Below are 15,675 nucleotides of genomic sequence, written 5' to 3' on the forward strand. Positions count from 1 at the left end.
CTTATGCAGCGTCATGCCAGGCGGCGACACCACGGATCGGCGCGTACTCGGGCTTGTCGGTATCGCTCTCGACCCAATCGACCAGCAAGGTGAGGACGCGCCGCAGCGCCTTATCCTGCAACTCCACCCGTGCCTCCAGCGCAGCGATGCGGTCTTCGGTTGCCGGATCACTACGCGGTGCTTCGACGGCCGGCGCAGGCTGTGCGGTGGACTCGGCGGGGGCGACCGCGGCAACAGCGCCCTTTCCCGTATCGGTGGCCAGTGTCGGGAGATCGCCCTCGAGATCGCGTTGCACCGACCGCACCACCGCGGCATCGATGACCGTAAAATTCTCTAGTGCGGCATACAGCATCACGCGGCCCGCCAGCAGGTTGAGGCGGCGGGGCACACCCGCCGACCCTGCAAAAAACGCCGCGAACGCATCGTCGGTAAAGTCTGGATTGCCGGTCCAGCCGACGACGGACAGGCGGTGCGCGAGATAGTCCGAGACTTCGCTCTCCTCCATCGGATCGAGATGGTGGATCGCGATCACGCGCTGGCGGAGCTGTTCGAGCCGCTCCGACCCATGCAGCCGATCGCGGAACTCGGGCTGGCCGAGCAGGACGATCTGCAACAGCGCATGCCCGCCCGCCTGGAAGTTCGACAGCATCCGCAGTTCTTCGAGCGCTGACACGGGCAACGCCTGCGCCTCGTCGACGATCAGCAGCGTACGCTTGCCGGTGCGTGCGACCGCATGGAGCCCACGCTCGATCGTGGTCAGCAGTTCGGCCTTGGTCAGCCCCGCCGGATCGACGTGCAATTCGGTCGCGACGATCCGCAGCAAGTCGTCCGCCTCAATCGCGGTCGATACCAGCTTGATCGCGTTCAGCCGCTGGTGGTCGATCGTGTCCATCAGGTGACCGACCAGCGTCGTCTTGCCCGCGCCGATATCGCCGGTGATGACGATGAAGCCCTCGCCCTGCGCCAAGCCATAGCCGAGATACGCCATCGCTTTCCGGTGCGTGGCGGTCTCGAACCAGAATTTGGGATCAGGGGTAAGCTGGAAGGGCCGACCCGTCAGTCCGTAATGTTCGTCGTACATCTGCTCTCGCCTTCAGAACTGATATCGCGCACCGATCAGCGCCTGCGCCGACCAGTCGCTGTCGAGGTCACCGACCTTGAAGCTGTAAAGTCCGAGCGACGCGGTGGTGCCGAGTCGTCCGAAATTGTGATAATAGGTGCCGGTGCCGCCATAGGACCAAACGTTGCTGTCGCCGGTGCTATCCTCGACGCCACTGTCATAGTAATTCGCGAACAGATCGGCGTTGATGCCCGATACCGGGGTCAACGACCGCGCGTAGAAGAGCTGCCCGTAATAGCTCTGGTCGTCGAGGCCGCTGACGACGATGCCCGGCGAGAGCCTTGGCGCATAGAGCTTGCGGCTGGCATAGCCCAAGCCTGCGCCCCAGGTCGACCGGCCACGCGTCGCGATCAGCACACCGTCGATCCCGCGGGCGCGGTAGCTCGACGTCGAGATCGACTGGAACACGTCGTCGAGGCACGCCCCCGGCTGCGCGCCGCTGGAGCCGAAGACACACCCGTTGAACTGCTGGCCAAAGCCCTGTTGCTGGCCCGAGACGAAGCTGGTCGGGAGATTGCTCAAGCCCGTGCGGAGCTGGCGACCAAAGGTCTGGACGCCGTCATAGACGTTGACCGCAAGACCGACCGACTGCGATGCCTGATAGGTGGCGGTACCGGTATAGCTGAGCGAGCCATAGCGCTTGCCGACATGCCCCTCGACCGACGTACGGCGGTTCGGCCGCCAGACCACGCCCGCATCATAATAGATCCCGTCGGTCCGGTAGGCGATCCGACGCGGGGACGCGGCATTGGTCACGAACCGACCATCCTTGTCGAGCACAGGCGCGCCGGTCGCGTCGACCAACGCATCCTTCTGGCTCGTCTCGATCTTCTCGTAACCGACCCCCGCGGTCAGCGCGACGTAGGGAGAGATCGGCTGGAGCACGTCGCCACGACCGTAATAGCCTTCATAGCGCTGCTTCAGCTGGCTGGCGGTTTCACGGTCATAGGCGCCGCTCAGCGTCACGCCGAACGGCGCGATCATACCGGGCGCCACGGAGGCATTGGCGGTCGCCGTATGACCGATCGAATCGTCGTAATAGTCGAGCCGCTGGCCGCCGATGCTCGTATCGGCGAAGGTCGGCGTCTCGACTTTGGTATAGCCAAGCCGGTAATTGGCGTTGAACGTGACGGGGCCGGCGGTGCCCGTAAAACTGGGGCCCGCATAGACCGCGTACAGCTGCGCGACGTTGTCGACATTGCCGACGAGCAAGCCAGGCGCCGCGCCGCGAATATCCGACCGCGTGCGCGTGGCGATGCCACCCGCTTCGATCGTCAGGTTGCGGTTCAGCTTCGCGTCGACGCGCGCGAGACCCGAATGGATGTCGTTATCGCCGACATCGCCGTTCCATGCGAACCGGCGCTCATAGCGATAGCTGACCTGCCCAGCCACACGCGGCGTGGCGATCGCCGCGTCGATGCCCGCGGCGAGACTGGTATAGGTCAGCGTGTCGCCACCGCTCAGATCGGCGTCGAGGATCTGGCTTGCCTCGATATACGGCGTGATGGTGACCCGGCGCGTGTCCTGTGCGGCGGCTGGCATGGCAGCTACAGCGAGCGTCACCGCACCGCCAGCCCATGCGAGGCTACGAGTTGCGTGACGCATCATTGGACATTGTCCTGACCGTAATAACTGCCGAACCGCGCGCCGCCTTGAACGAACGATACAGCATTGAGAACGAGCTGAATATGCTCGCATCCGTCGAGGATATTGACCGCAGCACGGAGCTCGCTCTCGGGCGTGCGATCGGCGCGGACGACCAGCATTACCTGCCCGACGCGCATCGCCAGCACCGAGGCTGCCGAGGCGGCGAGTGCGGGCGGCGAATCGATGATGATGATCCGGCGTGGATTGGCGGCGAGCAGCCGCGTGATCACCGCCCGGGTACGCGCGCTGGCAAGCAACTCGGTATCCATCGCCGTTTTCGTGCCGGCCGGCAGGATCGCCAGATGCGGCACGTCGGTATGGATCACGAGATCCTCGACATCGATCCGCGCATCGCCGAGCGCATCGAGCAAACCGGGACTATCCGCCAACCCGAGTTGATTGACGATGTCCGGCTTGGCGACATCGGCATCGACCAGCAGCACTTCGGTATCGCGCTCGGCCGCAATCGAGAGCGCAAGGTTGATCGCGCAGAACGTCTTGCCGTCCTCGGGCCGGGCCGAACAGACAAGAATCATCCGCGCCTTGTCGGGGCTGTCGCTCTCGGCGATGCGCGCGCTGGCGATCAGCAACTGGCGCTTGATCAGGCGGAACTCCTCGGCCAGCGGACCAACCGGGGCGCCGGGCACGATCATGCCATTCGCTGCCAACATCCCGCGGTCGATCCGCGCAGTGTCGTCCGGCTCCTCCGGGTAATAGACGTCGTCGGCAAATTCATCGCCGACCGGCGCGCGGAGCGCCTCGGGGATCGCCAGGAATGTGGACTCGGTGACATCGAGCGGACGCGCCGCAACATCTGGTTTAACAACAGGCGCTGCAGGTTCAACGACGGGCGCTACAGCCGCCGGCACTTCAGCTGGCTCGGGCGTAATCGGCGCGTCCGCCCCAATGTTGCGAGCACGCGCGTGTGCGTTGAAGTCATACACTTTGGCTGCGCGCTCGAGCAGCGAGGGTTCGCGATCAGGTTTCGTCACGGTCATACCCTTCAGGCCGCCAAACCGCGCTGGAGGATCTCGACCCCCAGCAGCAGCACATAGGCGGCACCCAATGCAGCGGTGCCGCCCAGGAACATCTTGTACCTACGGCGGCGATGATTCGATTGCACGCGCGTAACGACTTCGCTGATCGAGCCGATGACCGGCATCCCCGCCACATTCTCAAGTCGGTTGCTGGTCGCGAACGTCGCGCGCAACTGGCCCATCGCAAACGCCGCACCGATCCCGGCGGCCAGCCCCGCCACCAGAACGCCCGTCAGCAGCAGCATACGGTTGGGTGCGCTCGGCGTGCTCGGCATCGTCGGCGGGTCGATCACGCTGAACTTCACATGATCGCTCTGCGACTGTGCCTGGCCGATGATCGCGGTCTGCTCGCGCTGTTTCAGCAGCGCGTCATACTGATCCTTGAGCACCTGGTAATCGCGATCGATCGCGCCTTGCTCGGCGGCAACTTCGGGATCACCGGTCAGCTTCGAGTTCAACAGGTCGAGATCGCCCTGCAACTGGCTGCGGCGCATCCGCAACGACGCCACCGTCGCCGTACGATCCGCGACCATCGACTGGAGCGAGGCGTAAAGCGGGTTCTGCGCACTACCCGCGCCGCTGCCGCCCGAAAGAGGTTCGCTGCGCGCAGCCGCCGTTGCCGCCGCAAGCTGGCTCTTGAGCGCAATGACGTCGGGATGATTTTCGGTATAGCCGCGCGCACGGGCGTCGGCGAGCTGGCCCTGGATCGCCTGAAGACGGGCACGCGCAGGACCCGCGGCACCTGCGATACCGCCTGCACCCGGTACGGTCGCCGGCGTTCCCGCCATCTGCCCCTGTACGGCCGACAGGCTCGATTGCGCCGCGGCCAGATCGCCGTCGACCTGCGACATCTGCGAGCGCGCGGCACTGATCCGGTCGCTGACCGACCCGGTCCCCGGCAGGCTGCCAAGATAGCGATTCTGAAAATCCGCGCGCTTGGCCTCGGCATCCGCGAGCTGCTTCTGACGCGCCGCGAGTTGCTGGTCCAGAAACGTCAGGCTCTGCGACGTCTTGGAGCGATCGCCGGCGAGATTCTGTTCGACGAACAGGTCGATCAGCTTCTGCGTGATCTGACGTGCGAGCTTGGGACTGGAGGCGCTGGTCGTAATCTGAAAGACGTTATCCTGCTGCGACAGGATCTTGATGTTCGGCGCCAGGCTCGCAACCCGGTCCGCGACGTCGCGGTCGCTCGACACGGTGTTCGCCAGATCGGTGCCTCGGACGACCTTTTCGAGATTGACCGCGGAGATCAGCGTGGTGCGGATCGTGTCGACGGTCATCGGCACGGTTTGTGGCACGCCATCCATCCCCGCGGGCAGGATCGTCTGCATCTGGACGAACACGCGCGCGGTCGATTCGTAACGGCTCGGGATCTGCGACACGATCAGCCAGCCGAGCACGCACACGCCCCAGGCTACCGCGAGCGCCAGCCAACGCCGCGTCCAGATCGTGTGGAGTGCGATGCGCACCTCGTCATAGATCCCGTTCATCTGGGCGTGCCTCAGAACATCGATTCGGGAATGATGATCACGTCGCCTGGCTCGAGCTGAACGTTCGCCGACGAATCGCCCTTCTTGAGCAGATTGCCGATCTGCAACGCGAACTCGGTCTGCTTGCCTGTGGTGCGATCGTACCGCACCAGCCGCGCCTTGTTCCCTGCGGCATATTGGCTAAGGCCACCCACCGCGATCATCGCGTCGAGCAACGTCATGTTGGCGCGATAGGGGATCGAGGCAGGCTTTTCGGTCGCGCCGACGATGCGGACCTGTTGGCTATAGGTCCCGCTGAAATTCTCGACGATCACCGATACGATCGGGTCCTTGATATAGGACCCGAGTGCCTTCTTGATGTCGTCGCTGAGCATCGCAGGCGTCTTGCCGACGGCGGGCATATCGTTGATCAACGGGGTCGTGATCCGACCGTCGGGACGGACCTGGACCTTCGACGACAGTTCGGGATTGCGCCAGACGAAGATGTTGAGCTGATCGAGCGGCCCGATGACATATTCCTCGCCCGGCAACTCCTGGTTCGCAACGAACGGCGCGGGCGGCAATGCGGGACGCGTCGACGTCGTCGCGCACGCACTCAGCGTGGTTGCGGCGAGGCCGATGGTCATCACTGTCTTAGAAACGGATCCGGAACGCATGGGCACTTTTCTCCTGGCGCCACACCGGCCACCGGACATCCGGCGAACGGCTAAACTCAGCCTCGGCTATGCAAGGAACAGGTGAAGATAGCGTTAGGAGCGCCCCGTAACCATGCACGCCCGCGCCGTCGGCAGTCGGGGTTATGGACCAGTAACGATCTCGATGGCCGGTGGATGCCCGAGGAACGCGACAGGACTGGCGCTGGCGCCATAGGCACCGGCCATGAAGATCGCGATCAGATCGCCGACCTCGGCGCGGGGAAGAGCGATCTTGTCGCCGAGGCGGTCGAGCGGGGTGCAGAGCGGGCCGACGACGGAGACGGTTCCGGTCGGGGTCTCGCCCATCCGCGCGGCCGCCGCGATCGGGTAATTGCGGCGGACGACGGTGCCGAAATTGCCGCTGGCGGCGAGCTGGTGGTTGAGCCCGCCATCGACGATGACAAAGGTCTCGCCCTGGCTCTGCTTCACGTCAACGACCCGGGTGAGGTAGACGCCCGCCTCGGCGACGAGCCAGCGGCCGAGTTCGATCGCGAACCGGGTTTCAGCGAGGATCGCCGGGCGCAATGCGAGCGCTTCGGCCAGCGCCTCGCCGACGCGCTCGACATCGAGTGCCACGTCGCCCGCGAAATACGGCACGCCGAAGCCACCGCCAAGGTTGATGAGCGGTGGGGCGACGCCGACCTCGTCAGACAAGCGCGCGGCGAGCGCGATCGTCGCGGCCTGCGTCTCGACGATCGCAGCCGGATCGAGCGCCTGGCTGCCGGCGTAGATGTGGAAGCCACGCCAGTCCGCGCCGGCATCGACGATCGCCTTCACCAAAGTCGCGGCCCGCACCGCATCGACCCCGAAAGGCGACGCTCGTCCTCCCATCCGCATCCCGGACCCGCGCAGTTCGATATCGGGGTTCACGCGCACCGCCATCCGCGGCGTCCGCCCGAGCCGATCGCCGATCGCGAATGCCCGTGCTGCCTCGCCCTCCGATTCGACGTTGAGCGTGGCGCCGGTGGTGATCGCAGCCGAGAGCTCGTCATCGCGCTTGCCGGGGCCGGCAAAGCTGATCGACGCGGCAGGTTTGACGACCAGCGCCTTGGCGAGTTCGCCCGACGAGGCGACGTCGAGCCCATCGACCAGCGGCGCAATCGCGGTTAGCAAATCGGCATGCGGGTTCGCCTTGATCGCATAATGCAGATCGATCGCCGGCATCGCCGCGCGGAACCGGGCGATTCGGGCGGCGATGATCGCCATGTCGTAGACGAACAGCGGTGTGTCGCCGGCCTGCGCGACCCAATCGTCAGCCGACCGGCCGCCGATCTTCAGAAGACCATCTTGCTGCGCGAACTCCCGAGGAAGGGCACCCATAGGTTTCACGACGTACGCTCCTCCGTGTTTCCCCGCGAAGGCGGGGACCCAGTCTGGGCACCCGCCTTCGCGGGTGAACAATTCCGGACCTCCGACGCGATGGCAGACCTGTCCAGCTTCCCATTGGCATTGCGCGGTAGTTCATCCCGCCAGAGATACAGACCGGGCTGCATGAAACTCGGCAGCGTGGTCCGCAGTCGCGTGCGCAAACCCGCTTCCCCAGCCGCATCGCCCGCCAGCATCACCGCGATCGCCTGCCCCAACCGCTCGTCCGCCACGCCGACCGCAACCGCCTCGCGCGCCTCGCCGCCCACCAGAACCGCCTCCTCGACCTCGAGCGGACTGATCCGGTTCCCCGCACTCTTGATCATCTCGTCATCACGCCCGACGAACCGCAACAGCCCGTCCTCGCCCTCGACCACAGTATCCCCCGACCACACCGCCATGCCCTCGCCGTCCGGCGCAGGGCGAAACCGCTGCGCCGTCCGCTCAGGGTCCTGCCAATAGCCGTGCGCGACCAACGGCCCCGAATGCACCAGTTCCCCCGCCTCCCCCGGCGCCGCACGCGTTCCGTCGGGTTTCACCACAGAGACCTCGGCAAACGGAATCGCCCGCCCCATCGCATCCGGCGTCGAATCGATCAGCGCAGGATCGAGATAGGTCGACCGGAACGCCTCGGTCAGCCCGTACATCGCGTACACGTCGGCAGCCGGAAACCGCTCGCGAAGCCCGCGCACCAGCCGCGGCGTCAGCGGACCGCCCGAGTTGGTCAGCCGCTTCAACCGCGCTGCGGTCTCCGCCGGCCACTCCGCCTCCAGAAGTTGCACCCACAAGGGGGGCACCCCGGCGAGCGTCGTCGCCTCGACCCGCTCGACCGCCTTCACGACGTCGCGTGCGACCAGATAATCGAGCGGCGCTACCGATGCGCCTGCGATCCAGGTCGAGAAGAGCTGGTTCTGGCCATAGTCGAACGACAGAGGGAGTACGCCGAGCACGCGGTCGTACGGCTCCAACTTCAGAAAATGCGCGACCGAGACCGCGCCGAGCCACAGGTTGGCATGGCTGAGCATCACGCCCTTCGGCCGGCCGGTGGACCCCGACGTGTAGAGAATCGCGGCGAGGCTGTCGGGATCGGCATCGGACGGCCCCATCCTTTCACCGTTCCCCCGCGAAAGCGGGGGCCCAGGAATCACGGGCGTTGCGCTTTGTAACCCTGGTCCCCCGCCTTCGCGGGGGAACGGAAGAAGGTCGCTCTCTTCTACAACAACACACCCGTCCGGAACATCGTCACTCTCCAGCGTCCCGGCGCGCGACCCCTGAGTCACCAGCAACCGAGCGCCACTATCGCCCAGAATATGCGCGACCTGCGCCCGCCGGAGCAACGGATTGACCGGCACATGCACCAGCCCCGCGCGCGCCGCCGCCAGCGGCATCAGGCAGGCAGTGCGCGTCTTCGGCAACCACGTCGCCACCCGATCGCCCGCCGCAAGCCCCCTGCCCGCAAGCCACCCCGCCAACTCGGCCACGCGTGTCTCGAGCTCGGCAAAGGTCATCGTCCCGGCCTTGTCGATCAGCGCCACGTCCTCCGCGGCACCGCGCAAGGCGACATGGTCGATAGGGTACGGAATGGGGTCGAGCGCGATCATCCACCCCTAATAGCGCCAAGCCCCCGAAGCGCGAACCCGTTGCCGAATTCACCCCCACACGCTAGCGCAACCCGGTTCGTAACGGTTCAGGCGATGCTCGTGATCTTCGAAGGTACTTCCCAAGTCGAAACGACGGTACGCGCCGTCCTCGCCGACATCCTCGGCCTCAGCGCCGACCGTGTCGCCACATTCACCGCCGACACGCCGCTGTTCGGTGCGTTGCCCGAACTCGACTCGATGGCGGTGGCCAGCGTGCTGACCGAGCTCGAGGACCGGCTCGGTATCCTGATCGAAGACGACGAGATCGACGGCGAGATGCTCGAGACGTTCGGCGCGCTCGTTCAGTTCGCCGCGGGCAAGGCGCTGGTCTGAACTTGATAGGGGGTCTAGCCTCCAGCAGGATGACCAGCCTCCGCTTCGACACCTACGACTGGCCCGGCGGCCGCGAAGCGATGCTGCGGTTCGGGCCCTATACCGGCCCGATCGTCATCGCCGCGCTCCCCCTGTTCGAGGAGGCGAACCGGACGCGGCAGTTCACCTGCACCATCCTGCGCGCGCTCGCTGATCACGGCATAGGCAGCCTGCTGTCCGACTTCCCCGGCACCGGCGAAAGTGTCGTAACAACCCTTGATACGAAACTGTCCGAGCAGCGCCGAGCCTATCGCGCGCTGACACAACAGCTTGGCGTCCATAGCTACGCTCTTTCGATAAGAAGCGGCGCGCTGCTCGATACCGACGCCGACCTCGCCGGCCGCTGGCACCTCGCCCCCCACACTGGCTCGGATCTCGTCCGCGACCTCGAACGCACGCGCGCCGCAGCGAGCAAATCCGCTCGGGAAGGCGAGTACGCCGGCAACCGCCTATCCCCCGAGATGCTTGCCGAATTGCAAGATGCCGTGCCGTTTGAAGGCGGACGATACCGGGTCGTACGCCTGAACACCGATCCCCGCACGGCCGATGCGACCTACGCCGGTGCACCGCTCTGGCGCCGGTCCGAACCAAGCAACGATATCGCTTTCGCACAGCAACTTGCAGCCGATATCTCGCACTGGATCGCATCATGCGAAGGCTGATCGGGTTCGCTTGCGAGGGCGAATCGCTCGCTGCTACGCTGGACGAAGCCCCCGGCACCACCGGACTTCTCATAGTATCCGGTGGCAACGAAATCCGCAGCGGCGCACACCGCGGGATGGCGATGCTAGCCCAAAGCCTGGCCGCAACCGGCACGCCCGTGTTCCGCTACGACCGCCGCGGTGTCGGTGATTCGACCGGGGACAACGGCGGCTTCCTGAGCGCCGAGCCCGACCTGATTGAAGCCGTTACCGCGTTCCGAGCGCAAGCCCCGCGCATCGCCCGCCTGATAGGCTTCGGCAATTGCGACGCCGCCAGTACGCTCGCGCTGTTCGGACGATCTGCGGGAATCGACCGGGTCGTGCTCGCCAACCCGTGGGTGATCGAACCGTTCGACGACCTGCCCCCCGCCGCCGCGATCCGCGCCCGCTATGCCGAGCGATTGCGCGATCCCCGATCCTGGTATCGGATGATCCGGGGGGAGATCGATCTGCGCAAACTGGTGAACGGCGTCAGGAAACTCTCGCGCCCGAAGCTGGCAGACGGGGACGCGCTGGCGGGACGGGTTTGCGGTGCGATCGACGATTGGGGCGACCGGGCCGTCGTTTTGCTCGCGGCGCGCGATGCCACGGCGCTGGCGTTTGCTGCGCGGTATCGTGGCGGGGCGCGGGTGACGCGGTTCGACACGGCGTCGCACAGCTTTGCCGGGGTCGAAAATGCCGCCGCGCTGTACGGCAAGATCGTCACGGAGATCGCCGGACAATAGCAATCTCGTCATCCTGAGGAACTTCAGGATCCAGGGTTACAGGCGATTGCGCTCTTGGCTCTGGATCCTGACTTTCGTCAGGATGACGGGGGAGGACAACAGGGGCGCGCGAACTTTATTCAGCGGCTTCGGCAAGCTCCGCAAACTCGGCTGCCGCGAGGAACCGCTCGGCATCCAGCGCCGCCATGCAGCCCGTGCCCGCCGCGGTCACCGCCTGCCGATACACCTTGTCCGCCACGTCGCCGCACGCGAACACACCCTCGACGCTGGTCCGCGTCGATCCGGTCTCGACCGAAATATACCCGTCCGAATCGAGATCGAGATGCCCGCGGAAGAGTTCAGTCGCAGGGTGATGACCGATTGCTACGAACCCGCCATCGACCGCAAGCCGCGAGCGCTCGCCGGTCACCGTATCCTCGAGCTCCAGCGCGACCAAGCCTGCATTGCCGCCGCCGTCGACGAACTCACGAACTTCCTTGTTCCACAGCACCGTCACACCCTTGTGTGCGAACAGGCGCTCCTGGAGGATCTTCTCCGACCGCAGCGAATCGCGACGGTGGATCAGCGTCACGTCGGGCGAGTGGTTGGTGAGGTACAGCGCCTCCTCGACCGCGGTGTTGCCGCCGCCGATCACGGCCACCTTCTTGCCCCGGTAGAAGAAGCCGTCGCAGGTCGCACACGCGCTGACGCCCTTGCCCTTCATTGGCTCCTCGCTGTCGATGCCGAGCCACTTAGCCTGCGCGCCGGTCGCGATCACCAGCGTGTCGCCCTCATAAACGTCGCCGCTGTCGCCGATCAGGCGGAACGGGCGGCTGGTGAGATCGACCTGCACGATCGTATCCCACATCATCCGCGTGCCGACATGCTCGGCTTGCGCCTGCATCTGCTCCATCAGCCACGGGCCCTGGATCACGTCCTTGAAGCCGGGATAGTTCTCAACATCGGTCGTCGTGGTCAGCTGGCCGCCGGGCTGGATGCCCTGCACGACGATCGGCGCCATCCCGGCACGCGCGCCATAGATCGCGGCGGAGAGCCCGGCCGGGCCCGAGCCGAGGATAAGCATGCGGGTCGTGTGCGTCGTCATCGGAGTTCCTTGGAGATTCGAGACTGCATCTAGGGGATGCGCGGCCGGATTTGAACCGCCGGTAAATCTGTCGCGCCTGCATCGAAAGCTTTGCCGCTTCGTTGGAGGTCAAAAGCGGAGATGAGCATGAGCGACGACCGGACCGTAGAGATCGAAGACTACACGGCACCAGCAGGCGGCTGGGGCTCGATGAAGTCGCTGGTCGAGATTTCCGCGCGCGAGAAGGTCGGGCCGGAGGTGATTCGCGAACTCGCGCGCCAGAACAAGCCGGATGGCTTTGCGTGCGTGAGCTGTGCTTGGGGCAAACCCGCGCATCCGCATGTCGCCGAATTCTGCGAGAACGGCGCGAAGGCGACCGCTTGGGAGCTGACCTCGTTCCGTGTCACGCCGGCGTTTTTCGAGCAGCATACGGTCAGCGAACTGATCGGCTGGAAGGATTATGATCTCGAACAGGCCGGACGCCTAACGCACCCACTCAAGTACGATGCGACGACCGACAAATACGCGGCGTGCAGCTGGGACGAGGCGTTTGCAGGCATCGGCGCCAAGCTGAAGACCTATGATCCGACCAAGGTCATCTTCTACGCCTCGGGCCGCGCCAGCCTCGAGACGTCGTACATGTATAGCCTGCTCGCGCGGATGTATGGCAGCCAGAACCTGCCCGACAGCTCGAACATGTGCCACGAGACGACCTCGGTCGGGCTGAAGTCGGCGATCGGATCGGCGGTCGGCACGATCCACCTGTCGGACTATGAGAAGTGCGACGCGATCTTCTATTTCGGGCAGAACCCCGGGGTTAACAGCCCCCGGTTCCTCCATCCCTTGCGCGATTGTGCGAAGCGCGGCGTCGAGATCGTCGTGTTCAACCCGCTTAAGGAGCGCGGGCTGGAGAAATTCCAGGATCCGCAGAACCCGATCGAGATGGTGACGGGCAAGTCGACGCCGATCGCCTCGCAATACCACCAGCTGAAGACCGGCGGCGACGTCGGCGCGATCATGGGGATGTGCAAATATTTGATCGAGGCCGACGACAACGCCAAGCGGATCAACGGCCTGCCGGTGCTCGACCACGCGTTCCTAGCCGAGCACACGACCGGATTCGAGGCGTTTGCCGATGTCGCACGTGCGACCGAATGGGCGACGATCGAGCATGAGAGCGGCCTGCCCCGTACCGAAATCGAGGCGGCGGCGAAGGTCTATGCCAAGTCGAAAGCGGTCATCGCGGTCTACGGCATGGGGCTGACGCAGCATGTCGGCGGGATCGACAACGTCCACATGGTCGTCAATCTGATGCTGCTGCGTGGCAACATCGGCAAGCCCGGTGCGGGGATGGGTCCGGTCCGCGGTCACTCGAACGTGCAGGGCCAGCGCACCGTCGGGATTACGGAAAAGCCCGAGCTCGCCCCGCTCGACAAGCTGGCCGAGCAATATGGGTTCGAGCCGCCGCGCGAGAAGGGCTGGGATACGGTTGAGGCGTGCGAGGCGGTGCTCGACGGCAGTGCGCAAGCGTTCGTCGGTCTTGGCGGCAATTTCGTCCGCGCGATCCCCGATCATGCGCGGATGGAGCCCAAGTGGCGCGCGCTGGACCTGACCGTGCATATCGCGACCAAACTCAATCGCTCGCACCTGCTGCCGGGTGAGACGTCGTATCTGCTCCCCTGCCTCGGCCGGATCGAGACCGATATGCAGGGCACCGGGCCGCAGAGCGTGTCGATCGAGGATTCGTTCAGCCAGATCTATGGCTCGAAGGGCAAGGCGACGCCCGCCGCCGAGACGTTGCTGTCCGAGCCTGCGATCGTCGCGGGGATCGCCAAGGCGACGCTCGCACCCAATCCGAAGCTCGATTGGGATGCGTGGGTGCGCGATTATGCGCGCGTCCGCGATGCGATCGAGGTGACGTATCCGGAGCTGTTCAAGAACTTCAACGACCAGATGTTCACGCCTGGCGGCTTCTGGAAGGGCGTCCCGGCCGCACATCGCGAATGGAAGACCGAGAGCGGCAAGGCGGAAATCAACATTCCACAGGCGCTGAACGTCACCGGATTCGAGGAGGCGGAGGGTCGCTTCCGCCTGATGACGCTCCGCTCGAACGACCAGTTCAACACGACCGTTTATGGTTATCACGACCGCTTCCGCGGCGTGAAGGGCACGCGCGACATCGTGTTCATGAACCGCAGCGACATGATCCGGATGGGGATCACCGATGGCGACGACGTCGATCTGGTCGGCGATGCCGGCGGCAATTCGGATCGTCGCCTGAACAAGCTCCGCGTGGTCGAATATTCGATCCCCGAGGGTTGCCTGGGTGCGTATTACCCGGAGTGCAATCTGCTCATGCCGGTTGCTCACCACGCCCGCGAAAGCCATGTGCCCGCCGCGAAATCGGTGCCGGTGCGGATCGAGAAGACGCGCTGACCGAAGCGCATGTTCTTGGTGTCGTCCTGGCGGGCGGGCGATCGTCGCGGTTCGGGTCGGACAAGGCACGCGCGATGTTCGACGGTCGCGCGCTCGCCGAACATGCGCGGGAACTGCTGTTGCATCATGTCGAGCAGGCGGTGATCGTCGGGCCGGACGGCGCGATACCCGACCTGCCCTGCCCCGGGCTTGGTCCGCTCGGCGGTATCGCCGGCGCGCTCCAATACGCTAAGGGGCTTGGGTTCACGTCGATCCTGACGATCGCCTGCGACATGCCGCGGCTGCCGCGCGGGCTGCTCGACGCACTGTTGCGACGCGCGCCCGCCTATTGCCCCGAAGCGCCCGTGCTAGGCCATTGGGAAACCGCGTCGACCACCGCGCTGATCGCGCATATTGCGGCATCGCAGAGACGGTCGGTGTGTGGCTGGGCCGAGGCGATCGGCGCGCTGCCGATCCCGGCTGGCGGACCGATCGTCAACATCAACACCCCGGAAGACCTCGCCCTCCTATGATTTCACGGACATTGTCGATCAAGATCCTGCGCCCCGATTCGATCACTGCGGGAGAGCGTGCGATCGCGATCGAGGTACCGGTCGCGATCGAGATCGACGGGCTCGGCTATGCGGTGATGATGATGACCCCGGCCGATCTGGCCGAGTTCACCACCGGTTTCCTGCTGACCGAGCGACTTGCCGACAGCGCCGACGACGTCCGCGACATCGATGTCTTCGAGGCGGAGGCCGGCTGGATCGTCCGCGTCGGGCTGTCCGAGCGCCGCAAGGGCCGCATTCACGACCGCGTCCGCCATCGGACCAGCGATACGAGCTGTGGGCTCTGCGGAATCTCCGGGCTCGAGCAACTGCGCAAACCGGTGCCCAGAACGCCGCCAAGGCCCGCCACGCCCGTCTCCGCGCTGTTTGCCGCCTTGGCCGGGTTACGCGCCCATCAGCCGCTCAACGCCGCTACAGGGGCAATTCATGCGGCCGCAGCCTGTGATCGCTCAGGAAAGGTCATCGCGGCCTATGAAGACGTCGGTCGCCACAACGCGCTCGACAAGCTGGTCGGCGGACTGGCGATCGCTGCGCAGCCCGTCGACGGCTTCATCCTGGTCACGTCGCGGATCAGCTTCGAGATGGTCGACAAGGCGCTGATCGCCGGCGCGCCGATGCTGGTGGGTATCTCCGCCCCGACCAGCCTGGCGATCGACCACGCCCGCGAACATGGGCTGACATTGCTAGCGCTCGCTCGCAGCGACGCGATCCTGGTGGTCAACGACCCGTGGAATGTATTTGAAAATGGTAGCGAAGGAGGGACTTGAACCCCCGACCCCAGGATTATGATTCCCGTGCTCTAACCAACTGAGCTACTTCGCCGTACCGTCCGT

General features: G+C 65.3%; 14 protein-coding genes and 1 tRNA gene. 6 read left to right on the forward strand and 9 right to left on the reverse strand.

The genetic code is table 11. The annotated features are described in order from the left end of the window. Position 1: 1 nt before the first annotated feature. From C8J40_RS09530 to C8J40_RS09560, 7 genes are all read right to left on the reverse strand, one after another. On the reverse strand, positions 2–1,081 hold the full coding sequence (locus tag C8J40_RS09530; RefSeq protein WP_132896823.1) for an AAA family ATPase: 1,080 nt from the start codon (positions 1,079–1,081) through the stop codon (positions 2–4). 12 nt (positions 1,082–1,093) lie between these two features. Beyond that, on the reverse strand, positions 1,094–2,728 hold the full coding sequence (locus C8J40_RS09535) for a hypothetical protein (RefSeq protein WP_243693299.1): 1,635 nt from the start codon (positions 2,726–2,728) through the stop codon (positions 1,094–1,096). Beyond that, positions 2,725–3,765, reverse strand: coding sequence for an AAA family ATPase (locus C8J40_RS09540; protein WP_132896824.1), 1,041 nt, complete (start codon positions 3,763–3,765; stop codon positions 2,725–2,727). The genes C8J40_RS09535 and C8J40_RS09540 overlap by 4 nt, the downstream gene beginning before the upstream one ends. A 5-nt stretch (positions 3,766–3,770) precedes the next feature. Beyond that, positions 3,771–5,294: an XrtA system polysaccharide chain length determinant gene (locus C8J40_RS09545; protein ID WP_132740125.1), complete on the reverse strand. Its 1,524-nt coding sequence runs from the start codon at positions 5,292–5,294 to the stop codon at positions 3,771–3,773. 11 nt (positions 5,295–5,305) lie between these two features. Further along, complete coding sequence (locus C8J40_RS09550) at positions 5,306–5,950, reverse strand: XrtA/PEP-CTERM system exopolysaccharide export protein (RefSeq protein ID WP_132740128.1); 645 nt, start codon at positions 5,948–5,950, stop codon at positions 5,306–5,308. A gap of 141 nt (positions 5,951–6,091) precedes the next feature. After that, positions 6,092–7,318, reverse strand: coding sequence for a pyridoxal-dependent decarboxylase, exosortase A system-associated (locus tag C8J40_RS09555; RefSeq protein WP_132896825.1), 1,227 nt, complete (start codon positions 7,316–7,318; stop codon positions 6,092–6,094). After that, positions 7,315–8,955 carry an acyl-CoA ligase (AMP-forming), exosortase A system-associated gene (locus C8J40_RS09560; protein ID WP_207901186.1) on the reverse strand — a complete coding sequence of 547 codons (1,641 nt, stop codon included), beginning with the start codon at positions 8,953–8,955 and terminating at the stop codon, positions 7,315–7,317. The genes C8J40_RS09555 and C8J40_RS09560 overlap by 4 nt, the downstream gene beginning before the upstream one ends. A 93-nt stretch (positions 8,956–9,048) precedes the next feature. Here C8J40_RS09560 and C8J40_RS09565 point away from each other — a divergent pair, with 93 nt between their 5' ends. The 3 genes from C8J40_RS09565 to C8J40_RS09575 are packed head-to-tail and all read left to right on the forward strand — an operon-like array spanning position 9,049 to position 10,792. Next, the gene (locus C8J40_RS09565; protein WP_132740135.1) at positions 9,049–9,327 is read left to right on the forward strand and encodes an acyl carrier protein; all 279 of its coding nucleotides are present in this window, start codon (positions 9,049–9,051) and stop codon (positions 9,325–9,327) included. Positions 9,328–9,356: 29 nt separating this feature from the next. Then, positions 9,357–10,028, forward strand: coding sequence for a hypothetical protein (locus tag C8J40_RS09570; RefSeq protein ID WP_132896826.1), 672 nt, complete (start codon positions 9,357–9,359; stop codon positions 10,026–10,028). Beyond that, positions 10,016–10,792, forward strand: a complete 777-nt coding sequence (locus C8J40_RS09575; RefSeq protein ID WP_132896827.1) for a hydrolase 1, exosortase A system-associated — start codon at positions 10,016–10,018, stop codon at positions 10,790–10,792. Before C8J40_RS09570 ends, C8J40_RS09575 begins: the two co-directional genes overlap by 13 nt. 115 nt (positions 10,793–10,907) lie before the next feature. Here C8J40_RS09575 and trxB read toward each other — a convergent pair whose 3' ends face one another. Beyond that, positions 10,908–11,876: a thioredoxin-disulfide reductase gene (trxB, locus tag C8J40_RS09580; RefSeq protein ID WP_060524565.1), complete on the reverse strand. Its 969-nt coding sequence runs from the start codon at positions 11,874–11,876 to the stop codon at positions 10,908–10,910. Between the two features lie 126 nt (positions 11,877–12,002). Between trxB and C8J40_RS09585 the strand changes: the two genes are divergently transcribed. From C8J40_RS09585 to fdhD, 3 genes are read left to right on the forward strand one after another with little or no spacing between them, the layout of a single operon-like run. After that, a complete protein-coding gene (locus C8J40_RS09585) occupies positions 12,003–14,291 on the forward strand; it encodes an FdhF/YdeP family oxidoreductase (RefSeq protein WP_132896828.1) in 2,289 nt (762 codons plus the stop codon). Further along, positions 14,198–14,803, forward strand: a complete 606-nt coding sequence (locus C8J40_RS09590; protein WP_279432587.1) for a molybdenum cofactor guanylyltransferase — start codon at positions 14,198–14,200, stop codon at positions 14,801–14,803. The genes C8J40_RS09585 and C8J40_RS09590 overlap by 94 nt, the downstream gene beginning before the upstream one ends. Next, the gene (fdhD, locus tag C8J40_RS09595) at positions 14,800–15,609 is read left to right on the forward strand and encodes a formate dehydrogenase accessory sulfurtransferase FdhD (RefSeq protein ID WP_132896829.1); all 810 of its coding nucleotides are present in this window, start codon (positions 14,800–14,802) and stop codon (positions 15,607–15,609) included. The genes C8J40_RS09590 and fdhD overlap by 4 nt, the downstream gene beginning before the upstream one ends. Here the strand turns inward: fdhD and C8J40_RS09600 are convergent. Further along, a tRNA-Met gene (locus tag C8J40_RS09600) sits at positions 15,588–15,664 on the reverse strand. The genes fdhD and C8J40_RS09600 overlap by 22 nt on opposite strands. Between the last annotated feature and the right edge of the window lie 11 nt (positions 15,665–15,675).

The sequence above is a fragment of the Sphingomonas sp. PP-CC-3A-396 genome, assembly GCF_004343105.1.
Taxonomy (GTDB): Bacteria; Pseudomonadota; Alphaproteobacteria; order Sphingomonadales; family Sphingomonadaceae; genus Sphingomonas.